Origin of the sequence: Gimesia algae, from assembly GCF_007746795.1 — a bacterium.
In the GTDB taxonomy this organism is placed as follows: Bacteria; Planctomycetota; Planctomycetia; order Planctomycetales; family Planctomycetaceae; genus Gimesia; species Gimesia algae.
The window spans coordinates 5810193-5827011 of the sequence record NZ_CP036343.1 but is presented as its reverse complement, the minus strand read 5'-3'; the positions used below and the strand labels follow the sequence as shown (position 1 = coordinate 5827011).

General features: G+C 48.7%; 17 protein-coding genes and 1 pseudogene. 11 read left to right on the top strand and 7 right to left on the bottom strand.

The features are described 5' to 3' along the window. Positions 1 to 205 precede the first annotated feature (205 nt). From xylA to Pan161_RS21755, 7 genes are all read left to right on the top strand, one after another. Positions 206 to 1516 carry a xylose isomerase gene (gene xylA / locus Pan161_RS21785; RefSeq protein WP_145230811.1) on the top strand — a complete coding sequence of 437 codons (1311 nt, stop codon included), beginning with the start codon at positions 206 to 208 and terminating at the stop codon, positions 1514 to 1516. Between the two features lie 187 nt (positions 1517 to 1703). Continuing rightward, a complete protein-coding gene (locus Pan161_RS21780) occupies positions 1704 to 1943 on the top strand; it encodes a hypothetical protein (RefSeq protein ID WP_145230809.1) in 240 nt (79 codons plus the stop codon). A 774-nt stretch (positions 1944 to 2717) separates the two neighbouring features. Further along, the gene (locus tag Pan161_RS21775) at positions 2718 to 4913 is read left to right on the top strand and encodes a serine/threonine protein kinase (RefSeq protein ID WP_145230807.1); all 2196 of its coding nucleotides are present in this window, start codon (positions 2718 to 2720) and stop codon (positions 4911 to 4913) included. A 22-nt stretch (positions 4914 to 4935) separates the two neighbouring features. Further along, positions 4936 to 5325 carry a DUF6547 family protein gene (locus tag Pan161_RS21770; protein ID WP_145230805.1) on the top strand — a complete coding sequence of 130 codons (390 nt, stop codon included), beginning with the start codon at positions 4936 to 4938 and terminating at the stop codon, positions 5323 to 5325. A gap of 72 nt (positions 5326 to 5397) precedes the next feature. Then, positions 5398 to 5835: an SMI1/KNR4 family protein gene (locus Pan161_RS21765; protein WP_145230803.1), complete on the top strand. Its 438-nt coding sequence runs from the start codon at positions 5398 to 5400 to the stop codon at positions 5833 to 5835. A 198-nt stretch (positions 5836 to 6033) separates the two neighbouring features. Further along, positions 6034 to 6558, top strand: a complete 525-nt coding sequence (locus Pan161_RS21760) for an RNA polymerase sigma factor (protein ID WP_145232818.1) — start codon at positions 6034 to 6036, stop codon at positions 6556 to 6558. Beyond that, a complete protein-coding gene (locus Pan161_RS21755; protein WP_145230801.1) occupies positions 6548 to 7687 on the top strand; it encodes a hypothetical protein in 1140 nt (379 codons plus the stop codon). Before Pan161_RS21760 ends, Pan161_RS21755 begins: the two co-directional genes overlap by 11 nt. Before the next feature lie 10 nt (positions 7688 to 7697). Here Pan161_RS21755 and Pan161_RS21750 read toward each other — a convergent pair whose 3' ends face one another. The 4 genes from Pan161_RS21750 to Pan161_RS31055 all read right to left on the bottom strand — a co-directional run bounded on the left by Pan161_RS21750 (position 7698) and on the right by Pan161_RS31055 (position 10685). Continuing rightward, positions 7698 to 9518 carry a M56 family metallopeptidase gene (locus Pan161_RS21750; RefSeq protein ID WP_145230799.1) on the bottom strand — a complete coding sequence of 607 codons (1821 nt, stop codon included), beginning with the start codon at positions 9516 to 9518 and terminating at the stop codon, positions 7698 to 7700. A 3-nt stretch (positions 9519 to 9521) separates the two neighbouring features. After that, positions 9522 to 9923 (bottom strand): BlaI/MecI/CopY family transcriptional regulator, encoded by a 402-nt coding sequence (locus Pan161_RS21745; protein WP_145230797.1) that lies wholly within the window; start codon positions 9921 to 9923, stop codon positions 9522 to 9524. 272 nt (positions 9924 to 10195) lie between these two features. After that, positions 10196 to 10393 carry a cold-shock protein gene (locus Pan161_RS21740; protein ID WP_145230795.1) on the bottom strand — a complete coding sequence of 66 codons (198 nt, stop codon included), beginning with the start codon at positions 10391 to 10393 and terminating at the stop codon, positions 10196 to 10198. 148 nt (positions 10394 to 10541) lie between these two features. Further along, complete coding sequence (locus tag Pan161_RS31055; RefSeq protein WP_232103397.1) at positions 10542 to 10685, bottom strand: hypothetical protein; 144 nt, start codon at positions 10683 to 10685, stop codon at positions 10542 to 10544. 434 nt (positions 10686 to 11119) lie between these two features. On the opposite strand from Pan161_RS31055, the gene Pan161_RS21735 reads away from it, so the two are divergent. Further along, positions 11120 to 11587 (top strand): hypothetical protein, encoded by a 468-nt coding sequence (locus Pan161_RS21735; protein WP_145230793.1) that lies wholly within the window; start codon positions 11120 to 11122, stop codon positions 11585 to 11587. Positions 11588 to 12257: 670 nt separating this feature from the next. After that, positions 12258 to 12704 (top strand): hypothetical protein, encoded by a 447-nt coding sequence (locus Pan161_RS21730; RefSeq protein ID WP_145230791.1) that lies wholly within the window; start codon positions 12258 to 12260, stop codon positions 12702 to 12704. A gap of 64 nt (positions 12705 to 12768) precedes the next feature. On the opposite strand, the gene Pan161_RS21725 is transcribed toward Pan161_RS21730, so the two are convergent. From Pan161_RS21725 to Pan161_RS31535, 3 genes and pseudogenes are all read right to left on the bottom strand, one after another. Beyond that, entirely contained in the window at positions 12769 to 13209 is a 441-nt protein-coding gene (locus Pan161_RS21725) for a hypothetical protein (RefSeq protein ID WP_145230789.1), read from the bottom strand. A 461-nt stretch (positions 13210 to 13670) separates the two neighbouring features. Then, positions 13671 to 14078, bottom strand: a complete 408-nt coding sequence (locus tag Pan161_RS21720) for a hypothetical protein (RefSeq protein WP_145230787.1) — start codon at positions 14076 to 14078, stop codon at positions 13671 to 13673. Between the two features lie 1411 nt (positions 14079 to 15489). Then, positions 15490 to 15594, bottom strand: a pseudogene (locus Pan161_RS31535) (IS110 family transposase); the annotation flags it as partial. A gap of 22 nt (positions 15595 to 15616) precedes the next feature. Between Pan161_RS31535 and Pan161_RS21710 the strand changes: the two are divergent. After that, positions 15617 to 15895: a transposase gene (locus tag Pan161_RS21710; protein ID WP_145230785.1), complete on the top strand. Its 279-nt coding sequence runs from the start codon at positions 15617 to 15619 to the stop codon at positions 15893 to 15895. A gap of 216 nt (positions 15896 to 16111) precedes the next feature. Continuing rightward, positions 16112 to 16591 (top strand): HEAT repeat domain-containing protein, encoded by a 480-nt coding sequence (locus Pan161_RS21705; RefSeq protein WP_145230783.1) that lies wholly within the window; start codon positions 16112 to 16114, stop codon positions 16589 to 16591. Positions 16592 to 16819 lie beyond the last annotated feature (228 nt).

Sequence of the window (16819 nt, the reverse complement as noted above, 5' to 3'; positions counted from 1 at the left end):
ACGGGGAAAGGATTTGCCTCGAGGTTTCCTCAAACAGCTGCCAAGTTTCCCAGATTAATAAATCTGAGGCAAGATCACTTTGAAAATCCATTTGTAATGTTTGTTCAATAACTTCTGCAGGCTACTCTCTACCCTGGTTTCTGTTTAGAATCGGCGATTGAAGTGATTGATTTACAACGTTTTAACCTCAAAACAGGTAAGCACCATGGAATACTTTGCAGACGTCCCGAAAATTGAGTACGAAGGTCCCCAAAGCAAAAATCCACTCGCCTTCAAGCATTATTGTCCGGAAGAAGAAATTGAAGGTCAGACGATGCGGGATTTGTTTCGCTTCAGCATCTGTTACTGGCATACTTTTCGGGGAACCGGCAGTGATCCCTTTGGTGGCCCTACCCTGCAGCGTCCCTGGGATGATGGCTCCAATTCCGTCGAAAACGCGCTCAAACGGGTCGATGTCGCCTTTGAATTCTTTGAAAAACTTCAGGCGCCTTATTACTGCTTCCACGATAAAGACGTCTCCCCCGATGGAGCGACACTGAAAGAAGCCAACGAGAATTTCGATCGCATTGCCGACAAGCTGCTCGAAGCCCAGGAACGAACGGGCATCAAGCTGTTGTGGGGGACTGCGAACATGTTTTCCCATCCCCGTTTCATGCATGGTGCAGCCACCAGCCCGAATGCAGACGTCTTTGCCTACGCAGCCGCCCAGGTTAAAAAAGCAATGGAAGTGACCCACAAACTGGGCGGAGAAAATTATGTGTTCTGGGGGGGCCGTGAAGGGTATATGAATCTCTTCAATACCGACATGAAACGGGAACTCGATCACCTGGCCCGCTTCATGCATATGGCGGTTGAGCATGCTCAGAAGATCGGATTCAAAGGACAGTTTCTGTTCGAGCCCAAACCCAAAGAGCCGACCAAGCATCAGTACGATTTCGATGCAGCCGCCTGTTTGAATTTCCTGCGTACCTATGATTTGCTGGACCATGTCAAACTGAATATTGAAACCAATCATGCGACACTCGCCGGTCATACAATGATGCACGAACTGGTTTACTCTTCCATTCAGGGTTCACTTGGCAGTATTGACGCGAATACGGGTGACCTGCTGCTGGGCTGGGATACCGATCAGTTTCCGACTGATATTTACCTGACGACACAGTGTATGCTGGCCATTCTGGAGCAGGGCGGTCTGGCGCCCGGCGGAGTCAACTTCGATGCGAAAGTCCGCCGCGAAAGCTTTGAGCCGATTGATCTCTTCTATGCACATGTCGGCGGCATGGATGCGTTCGCCCGAGGCGCGAAAATTGCGGCTCAGATTCGTAAAGACGGCATCCTCTCCGATTTTGTTGCTAAGCGATATGCCAGCTACAACGACGGGATCGGAAAACAGATCGAAGAAGGAAGCGTCTCTTTTGCTGATCTGGAAACCTACATGCTGGAAAAAGGAGATTCCGACGCGAACATGAGTGGTCGTCAGGAATGGATCGAAAATGTGATCAACGATTACATTTAAAGCCGCGGCCAAAATGATATTTGATGAGAGAGCCCTCTGTGTTTCTGAAGTACAGAGGGCTCTCTGCATTTTGCTGACAAGAGTTGGAAAATTCAAAAATATTCCGCCTGGCTGTCATCCATGAAGTATGTTTCAAACGGGGCTCTCTTTAATGAAGCGACGGAACGATGTTATCAATCGCTTCTGAATGTCTGAGAAGTCAATCGCGGGAGTTCCTGTTGTCAAAAAACCACTGGTTGATATTCGAGTTTTGAGGTGTACTATGGTGGAAACAATTCAGGATACCTGGCGCGAGTATTCCGCTTTTTATATCAGCTATTTGAACAAACGCTGGGATAATATCTCGCCCATGGAATATGGGATTGTGCTGGTTTCTATCGCAGTGGTTGGCTGGCTGCTGATGCGAAGTGGCGCCAAAAAAGCCTGAACTTCCGGCAGTGCCAATGCTGCAGGCACCCCGCTGACAGTAATTGTCACACCTGAATCGCGGAGAAAATCTTCCCCGCGGATTCCTCTTGCTCCCGTTCCGGAAATCATTAAGATCTCCCCTCCTGCTGCGGGGGACCTGTTTTCCGGCCGATCACCAGACCGGCTGTTTTTCCTTTTTTTTGAAAAACGAGGCAAACAGTCAGGCCTGTGAATGCCGATGAATTTTACAACCTGCATCAGGCAGTGATTATTTTAGCTTCAATACCCGTGTCATCGTGAATTTTTTGTTTTGATTTAATTCACCCATCGACGAGTGTATTGACGATGCATACAATGAAATCAGTATTCTGTCGTATCAAATTCCGTCGGAGGATCCTAAACCTTAGCATGGACCGGAATCATTAGTGGTGAGTGCCAGGCACTACCCGATTCGCCGTCCTTCTTGCAGCGACCCCACCGTCGCAATGTTATGACAGCAATACGATGAAAGTCGTGACCTCTACAGAGGCGCGGCTTTTTTTATTGCGCGGACCAGGATGAAATTGTTGTTCACTGCAACGGAAGGTCAGTGTTGAATTATGAATAAATCTGCTTCATTTCTTGCTGCCAGACAGTTTTCATGTCACACTTTAGAATGTGTCCAGTTTTACTGTAGCGTCTCCAGAGCCATTAGGACCGAGTCTACTTGGTTGAAAGACGCTATGGTTAAATGTGATGCGCTCTAGTATTCTTCGAATCGCTCGTAACCCCCCCCGGATCCTGATCCTGTTTCATGAATATCTCGAAAACCTCACTGGGCCGATCTTTTTCCCACTCGATTCTGAAATCGTTTTCACGATCCCGGCTGTTCTCCAAAGGGAGCATGTGGATCTGGCCGATTGCCGGCACGATCCTGCTGTTGATACTGGGGTTCATTGTTCGCTCGATTGTGGAAGAATCCGCCAGACAGACTGTCGCGAATAATCTGCAGACCATTCTGGATGCGGATGTCGCGGCCTTGCAGATCTGGCTGGAGCGGGAAGAGTCCCTGGCGGAGGTGATGGCGGAAGAACCGCGTGTGCAGAAGTTGTCCGTAGAACTCGTTGCCTTGAATCAACAGAAAGCCGACGACCGTGAGGCATTACTGCATTCAAAGGCGCTCGTGGAACTGCGACAGGAATTCGAATCGGAACTGGAACATCTGAATTATCTGGATATCGGCTTGATCAGCCTGGAAGGCAGAGTGTTAGCGTCTTCACGGGATGAACCGATCGGCCGGGGAGATTTACCGATTCAGCAATCGGCGCTGGATAAGGTGAAGCAGGGACAAGCAACCGTGACACGCCCCTTCGAAAGCGTGTTCGTCCGCAAAGACGCAACGGGAGAACTCAAAGCCGGGTTACCCACGATGCTGGCGATGGCGCCCGTGAAAGATGCTGCTGGAAAACCGATCGCCGCGCTCTCCTTATTAATTCGTCCCGAAGTCAACTTCACCCGAATACTTTCAGTTGCCCAGGCCGGGAAAACCGGAGAAACGTATGCGTTCGACAGTGAAGGGGCAATGTTATCTCAAAGCCGTTTCGACGATGATTTGAAAATGATCGGACTGATTCCCGATCGCGCTGATGCTCAATCAATACTCAACGTGCAGATCCGTGACCCGGAGGTCAATATGATTGAGGGGAAACGACCTGAGTTGAGGCTGGCAGATCGCCCCTTAACCCGCATGGCGGCTTCTGCTGTTCAGGGAGAAGCCGGCATTGATGCGAACGGGTATCGCGATTATCGAGGTGTGCCTGTTGTCGGTGCCTGGGTCTGGCTGCCTGAATACGATTTTGGAGTCGCCACTGAGATGGATGCTGCTGAGGCATACCGTCCGTTGTATCTGTTGCGTTACAGTTTCTGGGGATTGTTCGCGCTGCTGGCTCTGGGTGCGATTGTGATTTTTGTCTTTACAATTATTGTTGCCCGCAAAGAACAGGAAACCCGTCGCGCGGTGATCAAAGCCAAACAACTCGGGCAGTATGCGCTCGAAGAAAAACTGGGAGAAGGGGGGATGGGCGTTGTCTATCGCGGCCAGCATGCGATGCTCAGGCGGCCGACAGCAATCAAGTTACTTGATATTGAGAAAACCACTGATGAAGCAGTCGCCCGCTTTGAGCGCGAGGTGCAGCTCACCAGCCAGTTGAATCATCCCAATACAATTGCCATTTATGACTATGGACGTACCCCGGAAGGCGTTTTCTATTATGCGATGGAGCTGCTGGACGGCATCAACCTGGATGATCTGGTGAAGCAGTATGGACCGCAGCCGGAAAGCCGGGTGATCCATCTACTGAAACAGATTGCAGGTTCGCTGGCCGAAGCGCATCAGCTGGGCGTCATCCATCGCGACGTGAAGCCGGCGAATATCTTCCTGACACATCGTGGCGGCGTTTACGACTTTATCAAGCTGCTCGATTTCGGTCTGGTCAAAGCCGTCGATGGCAGAGAGCAGGCTTCGTTAACCTCTACCAATTCGATGGCGGGGACACCGATGTATCTCTCTCCGGAAGGCATCAATCATCCCGACGCCGTCGATGGTCGCAGCGATCTGTACGCATTGGGAGCGGTCGCCTATTACCTGCTGACGGGAACGACGGTGTTTGACGGAGAGTCCATCATCGAGATCTGCATGAAGCATGTGCAGGAACAGCCGCAAAGCATCTCGGCACGACTGGGGAAACCGGTCTCAGCGGATCTGGAACAGATCGTGATGCAGTGTCTGGAGAAGGACCCTGCGAAACGCCCGCAGACCGCTGGCGAAGTGCTTCTGGATCTGTCAACATGCCAGTATGATGGCAAGTGGTCGATCCTGGATGCCAGCCAGTGGTGGGCAAAACAGATGCCAGGCCAGGCCACTCAGTTTCAATCCGGCATTCAGGGGAAGGCATCAACCAGTTCCATTGCGGATGCAACGTTGATTGTGAATCTGTCGCAGGACAAATGACTGCAAACAAGTGAAAGATGAAATGTCAGCACCACAAACAGCACTCAACGTCTATCAGGCGATCATTGACGAGTTTGTAGGCAAAACGCGACTCTACGGATCCAGTTCATCCGTTGGGGAGTGTGGAGTCTTTTCAAAAGCTCCCGATCATGCAAAATACAATGAATTCATCGAGACATTGAATCCAACGCAACGACTGATCCTGTCAGAGATGCTGCAAGAAGAACGTGATGACGCGATCCATGATCTATTAGCCTCATTGTCTGGTTGGATCGACTGTCAGGATGTCGGTCTCACCTACCAGGGGAAGCCAATGCCGGTCGACCTCAGTGGCATGGGATTGCATGGCGACTATGTCGGACGTCGAGATGGATGGGAGTGGCCATCAGAACGCGAGCCAGAAGATCCTTAGCAGCTCGTGATTTCCTGGTGAGTAGCCATTGATTGTCAAAAAGTATTTAACAGGAGTGCAGGAAATCAGTCTATGACAAAGGATGAAATTCGTCTGGTTTTAGATGCATGTCTTCAGCGGGAATCACCTGGTTTGGAATCCCCTTCTTCAGAAGAATGGCAGTCACTTGAAGGTCGATACGCTTGTCGTATTCCCGCCGAGGTGCGTGATTTTATCGATCTCATGGCGGAGTATGAGTTTCCCGGTGACATTCTTAATGTTGGTGGCAGATCGAACAATGGAAACGACACGATTGAACTCACCTACGAGTTTGAATCTAAAGAGAACCCGACCTGGTCGGCTGAGATGATCCCATTTTATTCGATTGGAAATGGCGATTATTTCTGTGTCTCATCTCTTCAGTGCCCTGAGAGCCCCGTTTATTATTACTATGCGGAACAAGGACTTTTCAAGCACTATATTGATAGCTTTAAGGATTGGATCCTTGAATTGCCTCGGTTTCTGTCATAGTCAATTCGTGATGACTGTATGGGGGGCAGAACCCATAATAAAACTACCGAGACTATGCTCTCGAGATGACGATCTCACTCGCGAGGGGAAGGCAATGCTCGCCGACTCCTTTTTTCCTGCAAAATTCATTTAAGTGTCAATTTTTCTGTAAGTCCTCCTCTTTTCAAGTTACTAATACTTATGGAAAGGGGGGTGGGTTTGTTGGACGAAGCGCAAAAGACGCTGTTCCTGAACTGGCTGGACGAGCATGGCTCGGCGGTTATGCAGGTGGCGCGCGCCTACACCCTTAATAGCGAGGATACACAGGATCTGGCACAGGAAATATTGCTGCAGGCCTGGAAGTCTTTGCCCAAGTTCGAGCAGAGGTCGACTGCCGCGACGTGGTTTTATCGCGTGGCGCTGCAGACGGCGATGAACTGGCAGCGCAAAGAGAAGCCGCGCCGTAAAAATCAAGAGCCTCTGCTGGAAGTTCATACCGTGATTACGGAAGGGGTGAACTGCGCCGAAGCGGCACAGCAGCGGGATACCGTGGAGCAACTGTACTGCGCCATTCGTCAGTTACCCAGAACGGATGCCGCGCTGGTGCTGCTCTACCTGGATGAACTGAGTTATCGCGAAATGTCCGATGTCTTAGGGATCTCAGAAAGTAATGTGGGCGTGAAACTGAACCGGGCCAAACAAAGACTGAATGAACTGATGAAAGGGGAAACTGATGGCTCCTGACGAATTTCAGCAAGCCTGGCAGGCACAAGCGTCCCGGACACGCGTCACAATCGATGCAGATCTGCTGCGCCAGGAAGTGCAGCGCGACCAGCAGGATTTCCGCACGAAAATTTTCTATCGCGATTTTGGGGAAGTGGGGGTCGCTTTAATGCTGATTCCCATCTGGATCACTCTGGGAGTCATGACGGAATCGACCTGGTCATGGTATCTGACGGTGCCGGTCCTGATCTGGATGTCCGGCTTCATGCTCGTCTATCGCCGACGTCATCAGCAACAGCCGAGTGAACCGGATGAGCCGCTGCTGAGTTGTGTGCAACGTTCTATCACTGAAGTGGATGATCAAATCTGGTTGTTGCGGAATGTCTTCTGGTGGTACCTGCTGCCGCCCAGCGTTTCCATCCTGATTTTCTTTGCGCATACTTCCTGGTTAGCACGGTCGGGAGGCGAGTTGTATGCGCTCATTTTTTTCCTCCTGCTCGCTGGTTCTCTGGTGGCAGTATATTCCTGGGTCTATTCTTTAAATCAACGGGCGGTACGTCTGCAGCTGGAACCTCGACGCCAGGAGTTGTTGACGTTGCTGACCAGTCTTCAGGATGAAACAACGGGGAACGCCGCACAGGATCAAATCGCGTTGCCGGGATTGCCTTTTACGGACCAGAAGCTCTGCATGCCACGTACTTCCCCGGTCCGAATTATCATCGGCGTGTTCGTGCTGCTGTTTATCATCATGCTGCTGGTAGTATACCTGATGAGCGCAAACCTGCATTTCCTGTCAGGTAAAGACGATCCCAGAACCTCTCCCTTCGCCGCAGTACGCTGGCAGGAATCCCAGCCGGAAGTCAAAGTACAGGAGGAATGGTATCAACTCGTATCACTGGACGGCATCTCTGCCTCCGAGATCGTGGCTTTCAGCAAGCAGACCTACGGAGACAAGTGGCAGAAACGATTCGAAGAGGACCTCGTCGAACTGCTGACCCGCATGGGGCACCCGCCCGCAGATCAGGTGACGCTGGGCGTGCAATCGTTGACATCATCAGAGAGAAAGACGCTGGCAGGCGTGCCCATGACGTACGAAAATCGACGAGCCATCCGCAATGCGGCGCAACAGCGGGAGAGGTCAGAGCCTTGACGCAACAAAGTCAATTTCCCAAGTCCTGCAGGAAGAGCAGGCGAACCTCGCGATTTTCCTCGTGGAACGTCAGGCCGGTTTGTTCAGATACGTGCTGGAGGACCAGTTGAGGATTCTTGGCAAATTGTCTGGGAAAATCGTTCCATGTGGTGCGTTCGGACTGATCGAAATAGGTTCGCCAGCCAATGGACCCTTGGGGCGGATTTTTGACGTCACTCAGGACAGGGCGGCCGACACGGGAGCCGATGGCTTTGAGGAAGTCTGGGAACTTCCCGGCATTCTCTTCGCCATGTTGTTTATCAGGACCGGGACCTTCCTTGCCGTAGATTAAATAGGATTTATCCTCAGGCCGCCTCCATGCAGGGCCTATCGGGGCCGCCTGAAATGTTCCTCGTGCCACGTAGACTTCTCGGTCGACTTTTTTGAATTCGAGGGAGGCCTGCAGCTTCAGATCCTGGTTCAGCACAGAGCCGAGGCCCTCAATGATGGCTTCTCTTGATGTCCCCTTGCGGATGATAAAATCTCCGCCCAGTTTCGTGTTCACCCAGAGCTGGGAATTCCCACCCAGGTCGACAGGCTGCAGGCCTGTGAGAATTCTGACCACATTAAAGAGAGAAGAAGGTTCATCGCCAAATCCTTGTGATTTTAACTTCAGGTTTCCTGTGTCCCAAATATAAACATTCAAACCTGTTCCGGAGATATATTTGAAGCGTTCCTCTTTTGAGAGCGTGTGTGTTTTTTCCCGTGGTTGATTTGTCACCGGAGGAGCGAATGCGACCTTGCGGGGGATGGATTCAGGCTGAGTCGTTTTTTCTTCAGCCACAAGCTGGAAATCAAAACAATTGATTGCGAGCAACAGCGTGGGGACGACAAACAGCAAAGTGCGTTTCATCAGGGACCTTTCCGGGGGGGCAGGAGTGAGGATACGTCGAATGCGGTGATACAATTTTCCTCCCCGGGCGGCGGATGAGGGAGAGCGAACATGATGTGGATCACTGCCGATCCGAAACAACGCACGCGCATAATCGGCGACGGCATCCGGATTGTTGTTGAGGACTTCATCATCACAGAGCAATTCGGCACACTCATCGAGCTTGTTGAGAGTCCACCATGCCAGAGGATTGAACCAGTGCAGGCAAACCACGAGCCGTGCCAGGAATCCTTTCCAGATATCCCCATGTCGGAGATGGGCCAGTTCATGATGCAAAATGGCTAGACGCTCTTTTTCAGTCAGGCTGGACCAGAGTTGTTGGGGAACAAAAACGTGAAATCCCCGCAGCAATAAACCGAGCATGGGACCAGCATCATGTGTGATGTGCAGTGGAATTGGTTTTCGGATGTCGTACTGTTTCAAGACGGCCTGCCACTCCCTGGCCCATGTTTCGGTAGCTGGTACACTGTTGCGAAGACGTTTTGCCGAGAAGATGCAGGCGGAAATCCACCAGAGCAAAATCAGTCCGCAACCAGTCATCCAGATCGAGGCGGCAAAAGAGAACCAGTTGAAGCTGGTTAAAAGATCACGATCCGAATTGGTGAGAATCACTGGCAATGGATTGGGAGTAGGATTGATGGATGTTGCATTCAGGTTTTCGTGCTGCACTGGTTCGAACGAAATGTTTTTTGTGACGTGCGTGGGAAACCAGGGAATTGTCACCGAAAAATGCAGAAAGATGATTCCCTGTAGCATAACCAGTGCCCATGCTGCCTGATGCCAGCGAGGCGAGGACGCTTTGATCCAGAGTAGCAGTCCTCTGACGATCAAAGCAGTAATGCCGAGCGCCAAAGTTGATCTCAATACAGCATCGAATAAATAATGGTACGCTGAATTCATCCGTCACTTACCTTTGCGGCTATTCTGTTCTGCTGCGTCTAAAAGTTTTTTGAGTTCTTTGACTTCATCCGGGGTCAGAGTTCGTTCCGTGATCAAGTGCTTCATGAGTGGGACTACTTTTCCGGACGTGAGCTTTTCGAGAACCTGCCCGAGGTATCCTTCGGTGGCCTGGCTCTGTGTTGCGACCGCCTGGTAGAGAGCCGGTCGCTGCTCGCTTTTTGTTACCAGCCCTTTGGCGGCTAACCGATTCAGTCGGGTTTGCATCGTGGGATAGGCGATGGAATTTCCGTAGTCATTAAAGGTCTGGTGTGCTTCAGCGAGCGTCAACGGACCTTTTTCCCAGAGCATGCTCATCAATTCCATTTCTCCTGGGGATAAATGGACAGCTTTTTTGCTTTTAGTCATCGGGAACTCCAATTTATTACATGTGTAATATTCAAGATTGTATTACCTGTGTAATAAAACGCAAGAGCAAGCGTGAGATTTTATTGGTAAGTAGAATTGTGTTGTTTTTTTAATACCCTGTAGGAGCAAAGATTAACCTCCGCGGATAAAAAAGGGGGCAGGAGTCGATTAAACGACTACTGACCCCTCCGGTTGAGAGCGTCCTGTCTGACGCACAATAAAAAAAGCCGACGAGATTCGTCGGCTTCAGATCTTTCGAAATATCTCGGCGATTAGATCACCTTGACGTTTTCCGCTCTTGGTCCCTTAGGTCCTTGTCCCTTATCGAAAGACACTCGTTGTCCTTCCTGGAGATCGTCGTAGCTCACACCCTCGAGGTTCGAATTGTGGAAAAACATATCCTCGCCGTTCCCCAAGTCGATGAAACCAAAACCTTTGTCCGTCAGCTTTTTGATTGTACCTTCTGCCATCTTCAATCCGATTCTTCAAAAAAGTCTTTGAGAAGTCGCCTGACACAACAGGTTCAGGCCGCTCATCCTCAGCGATTAAGTCTAACCAGAAACTGGGACAAAACCAAGGAAGCGACCACCAAGAACAGGAATTGATCGCTGTTGTTGGTTAAACCATGCCCTTTAACCCTTTGAGAGGCAGGATTTTGACTACGTTTCGGCCGGAATTGGCTTTGAAGGGAGGGGAGAGGGGCATGGTTCCGCTGAAACACCGCGGGCGTCGCGGAAAGGGCGGAGCTTCTTGAAAACGCATCTCCTGGTGGATTAAAGGCAAGCCGGAAGTAAGTATCTGAGGATTGGTCTGGCCACTTTCTGGCCATTCCCTGATGATAGAGGAGTACCTGTTGCCAACAAACTGCAATTTCAACTTTTTAACATCAGTTATTAAGAAATGGTAAAATGAAGTTATCGTATTTACTCAATGGGTGTGTCATGGTGTTGGTGTTGCTCACAGGGTGTGAGCAGAAGGAGAATGCACAGATCAACAAACCCTTTGGGATCCCGGAAAAAATTAAAAAGGAGCAAGTTGGTAAGTGGGAAGCTTCGAAAGCCAGGTTACTTCGATCCGATAAGCAGTCGGCAGTTACTATCAATGCGAAAAGAACGAATTACGAATTCAGTGATGGTTCAGATCATTTTACGACACCAGTGACCGCATTCTCCGATTCAGAATCAGGGAGTATCTGGGTGGGACCTGAACAGAGTGGATACCTGGAGATTGAAAAGAAAATTCTGGGTTTTCGTGTCTTCGGAGAAACAATTGTCTGGACTGAGAGTATTCTGGATCATGACTCGAAATCGACTTTACCCGATATCACAAATATCACCAATCGTTTTGAGCAAGATGTCACGGGCGGCTCTTTTTACCTGGGCACGCACACAGCTAATAAAAGACGGACAAACTTGATGGATATCAACAAAGATTCAATTGTGTTTGGTGATGGGTATGGTAGTTCCGGAGGTCCGAGGCCCATGGTGTCAGGATTTCAATGGGACAAAGATTTATTAAAGCTTAGTTTAACAGACCCGGAAAAAATGCATGAAGCGATCTTATGGATTGACGTGAAGTCCGGAGAGGTTAAGAAAACTGAGGAGAAACCGACTAAGCTTGGAGAAAAATTATACCAGGTAATAAACGCCCAAAAAGGAAAATAGTCAATAACAGCATTCAGTATGAACGGCACAAAAGGGGGCAGCGACTGATTTGGATTTCGGATTTCTCTTAATCGTCCTCGCAGCAACGGGAATCAGTATATTGATGAGTTTTCTTCAGTCACTTGAAATTGATCAAATATTCAATTTGGCCGAAGCCATTCTCTGGATTTCCATTTCGTCTGTGTTTCTCTTCCGACTTCGTCACACTACGAAAAACAGAGATTTATCGATCACGTGTGTTATCGCATTTGCTCTCTTCGGAGTCTCCGATTTCATCGAGATAAACACCCGGGCATGGTATGAACCGGTTTCACTATTCATTCTGAAAGCCTGCTGCATTTTGACGCTTGTCATCGTATACATCATCTACGACAGACGTCGAAAAAATCGCTCTGACAAGGCGTAGTCATGGGTGCTCTTTTAACCCAGGCCATTCGTGGAAAGGGTATTTACACCCTGACCTTGCCCCTGTTCTTCGTCACGGGGCGCTCTCACCTGACATCTGTGGAAAATAATTGACACGTGAGTGGCTGCAGTTAAAATGGCGTTTACATCAATTCGCTGCCTGCGCGTCAGAATACAAATGAGCGAGTTGGAGGTGACAGGGATCAAGTCCATATCGATACGTTCGTCTGCAACTACCTATGCCTTCGATTTAAGAAAGACGTCCATGAATGATGCTTCGGATCAATCGCGCAGTTTAAAAACATCTTCAGCACGTTCCGGGAAGCGGGTGGCTTTGATTGCCGTAGGCGTCCTTGTTGTTGCGATCATCCTGTGGTGGCTTTTATTTTCAGCGCACCCCATTCGCTTAACAACAACCGAGCCGCCAGCGGACAAAGGATGGCAGCTTCTTAAACAACCATTCTGGGTAAAAGCTGAGGCTGTCGATACCCTGCCGCCAGAATCACAATGGAAGGGGCAATACGTAATCGTCGTCTCTAAGGACGGTGAACCGTTTTATCAGCGAATGATTGATCCCGCTCAAATCCAGGCTGGTAAGCCGTTCGATTTAGCCCTGAAGAAAAACGGAACACAATATAGCGCCGCCTTCTATGAAATTCAACAAGGGAAACCTGGCAAGCGACTCTCGAACAATTTGTCGTTTACTCATTGATCTATAGTGGATGAACGTAATAAAGAGGCAGAGAAGGGGGGCAATTAATGGATTCCTGACCCTTTTAATGCTTTCTGTTTTGCAACCACTCTTCGTGTATCACCTGGAAAAAATCGCCCTCAATGAAGCCTGTGTTCCAGGTGCGGATATCTCGCGGTCCAATGTTCTCGAAATTCGTCGGGATGACTCCCGAATCGTCGAAGTCGGTACACGCCACGTACAATTGCAAGTCGGCCACCAGTTTCAAGGAGCATTCAAGGAAGACTGCCAGTTCCTCGCGTGCACTTTGAGCCTCCTCGTCATTTCCCCGGAAGCCACACGCGTCGCCTGTCTGCCGCGCATAGATGTGATAGAGCTGACGCGTCGAGAAAATCGCCTGCTCATCGCGAGACTGAGCCTTGCCGCAAGCTCTGACGAAAATATGCCAGTCCTCTTCATCTTCTTGGGGCGCGTACTGTGAAACAGGCAGCGGTTCTACTGATCCAAGAATGAGAGGGTAGCACACGCAATGTTCCTTATCTCGTGACTCTTGAACTATTGATAGACCGAGTTTGATTCCGTCTAAAATATTCAGAATTTCTAGATGTGACCAATTGATATTAAAGAACCAGCGTCTTCAATTAGAACTATAGAGGGAAGACTGTCCTGCTTCTTTTCCAGGCAGTGGCACGTATGCTCCCCCTGAATCTGGCTGACAACTGAGACCCCATTTGCAGTGTTATGGTTCGGGTGAACTGGTAAGGAGCTGGGGATTTGTCCGCTTTCTCAGTCCCGACTTCCGAAAATCGCTCCCAGGAGTTTGCGAAACCAGTTTGGCTTTTCAGGCCCTTTCACTTCCTGCCAGAAACGCGTTTTCAGTTCGTCGACCTGACTCTACGAAAACCAGTGCGGTGCCTGCGGGGCAATCCGCTCTCCATCGCGGCGGGGAAGAGGATATCGGGGTATGACCCATTTTATGTTTCAATTCTATTTTGGGTAGTTCTCACCCCAGTTGATATAAGGGACAAAGTCCAAGAACAGGTCACGCTCGGAAGCATTTGAAAAATACCATTCGTTAAATCCAAATTCATAATCTGTTTTTGCTAACCAATGGTTGGTCCACGATCCGATGTGGCAATGCGAAAAGTCTATTGCACATATTCGGTATTCCGACTGTTTCTGGAAACATTCACCGTAGTTGGAACCGAAATGTTGCCAACACCAACGATTTGCGAAATCGAGTTCTGGGAATGACAATTCGAGTGTCACGGGATAAGGAAAACGATCAAGGATCTTTTGACGTTCCCTGTGTTGGTCATGTTGATCTGTGGCTGTGTCGCCACCTGTTTCGAGGTATTCGTCGAAAGTCGAGAGTTTAGCCGTTTGATGGGTCATGAGTATCTCCTGTTGCTAAACTTTTTATCTCTCCAAATAATGAAAAATAAGTGATTATTATTTTTAATATTCAATCAGGGTGACCGGGTAACTAACATTACCCGGACTTCGGTCAGCTTTAGGCAATTTCCAGCGACGTTCTTCGCGTTCTTCCGGAGTCGAAAGGGCATTAATCTTCTGTAACGTCTTTTCAACTGTAGCGCGAAACCGCTATTCCGATTCAGTCAGTTCAGGAGACCAGTTCATTTAGTTTCGTCCTGGTAATACCCGTTACCCGGTCATCATATTTAATGAGTATCTCTTAAAAGCGTGGTATTAAAGCATGTACTCGAATACGTATGTGTGGATTAGATTACAAAAGCGGTTGAGCTCGCCATTCATTTTCGGGTACCAGCACGATAAAGCAGGAAAGCACCAGTGCCGAAAACGCAGACGATTACGGCAATAATGACAATTTCAAAGAATCCAGGCATTGTTGTTTTCCATTTTGAGAGATCGGTTTGTTGATTAACAGTCATTCGCTGTAGGGCTAGCGAATATTGGCAACGAAATCATTTTTGTTCGATTTTCGAAGAGATTACATTAATACTAATTGATACCTGAATTTGAGCCTAAAGTGTATGAAAAACTTGTTATGTTGTCCGGGAAAACATTGTTACCAGGACATTTGAATCGAGGACCAGCGCAAAAAGAAATCCGGGTAACGGATATTACACGGCAATTGGACTAGATGGTTTATTAACCTTAGGTACTTGAATTTTATTTAGGAGAGAATCCAATTAAGCCTTCGACAGAGAAGTGAAGATTTGCTCGTACAAACTCTTGTGCTAGTGGAGTGTCATTTTTAAAATTTGGGTTGATAGATATCACGAGAGTGCGACAACGGAGCACGTAAACAACACCCCCCAACCCTCAATTTGTAGCTTGAGAAAGCACTAGTTTAGTTTTTCACGCTCCTTCTGAATCGACTTTGATGTACAACACCCCGTCATAATCTGAAGGCAACTCAATATCATCACATGAGAATTAAAGGTTCCAGGAACCGTTAATTCTTTCCTTCAACTCAGGATATGTCTGATGATCAACGGTTTTCTTTAGATCACTGTTAACCGCGGCTAACGCCTTGCGGCTGATGTTGCTTTCTGTTTTTGATCGATTTTCAGTGGTGCGGGGTTACTCTGTCCGTTTTCTGCTCGTCCGGGTGTGTCGGGAAAGTAGGGGAGACTCGATTCTTGAACGAACGCGGCAGCTGCAACCTCCTGCTCGCTGCGCTCGGCCCGGATTGCATCCGGGCTTACCCTGTTTTACTTTCGTGTGGTTTCGTGTGGTTTCGTGTTTTTTCGTGGTAGAAAAAAGTTAAGGGAAGGTTTTGTCGGTTCCCTTTGAGAGAATTAAAGGTTCCAGGAACCGTTAATTCTTTCAGATAAAATGCTTTGATGCGACTGTTCCAGCGTGTGGCTACTAAGGTCGCCATGTAAAGAATATGCCGCCTCTGGCTCCTGCCGGCATAGGTTTGACCAATTGAGGAGGAGGCGATCATGCCCACCAAGCGTCATTCATCCGAACAGATCATTTCGAAGCTCAGGGAAGCGAAAGTCCATCTTGCCCAGGGGATGACAATTCCCCAGATGTGTAAGAAGCTAGCAATCCACCAGCAGACGTACTATAAGTGGCGTCGGGAATACGGTGGTTTGCGGATGGACCAGGCCAAACGCCTGAAAGAGCTGGAGAAAGAAAATGCCCGACTCAATAAACTGTTGGCAGAGTCGGAACTGGATAAAGCCATTTTGCGGGAAGCTGCCTCGGGAAACTACTGAGTCCGTCGAAACGGAGTAAGGCGGTGAATTTCGTAAGAGATTCCCTGGCACTCCAACTGGTATTCGAAAAGCTTTCGAAATGTATCTTGGTGATGGGATCTGGATTCGTCGAGAAACTTGGTCTCGTTATGTCGATGCATTTAATGATGGAGTGGCAACTGAAGGGATGTTGAATATCCTCAAGCGGGGCCACTTTCCAGTAGATTGAGGTTAATTATGAATGAAAACAACGTGGTTCGACTGTGTACTGAGTTGCTCTGGGGATGTTCTGAGGAGTCCCTTAACGATAGCTCAGCTCCAATGCCTCCATATCTTCTTGACGTTTACTCTCGAATAAACACTGCAAAAGAATTAGCAAATCATCCAATGTCAATCATGGTTGAAGCAGCTTTATTGCGTTCTGCTCTAACCGCTAACGAGGATGATCGTATTCGAATTGAATCTGTGCAACAGTTATTAAACATTGGAAGCCCATTTGCAGAGGTAGTGCTCTTCGGTTTATTGTTCGATGAAGATGAGGAAATAAGGCAGACAGCTGTTGAAGGACTAGTACTGATTCAAAGCAAGAATATGGAACTAGCGTTATCAATTATATCTGATGATGAATTTACGGAGATCCCTGACACTGTACGGAAAGCTCTAGCGGGTAACCATGATTCCATAAAAATATATAATCTTGACCCACCTCCATCTTAAAACCTTCTGTTGGCGATTGGAGGATAAAAGGTGTCAGCGACGAATGGCACTGCCGCTGATTTTTTGATTTGTGTTTGCGCAACGATGCCTGCGTGACGCTGTCACGTTTTTAATTTTCTGATTTTTTGCCAGTTCGCTGGAAATTGTGTTTGGCAAAACGTCTCCTGGCATTATGCTGCGTTCTGGCAGGGCCTTTCTTGGGTGGTGTGTGAAGACATTTGACCAAGG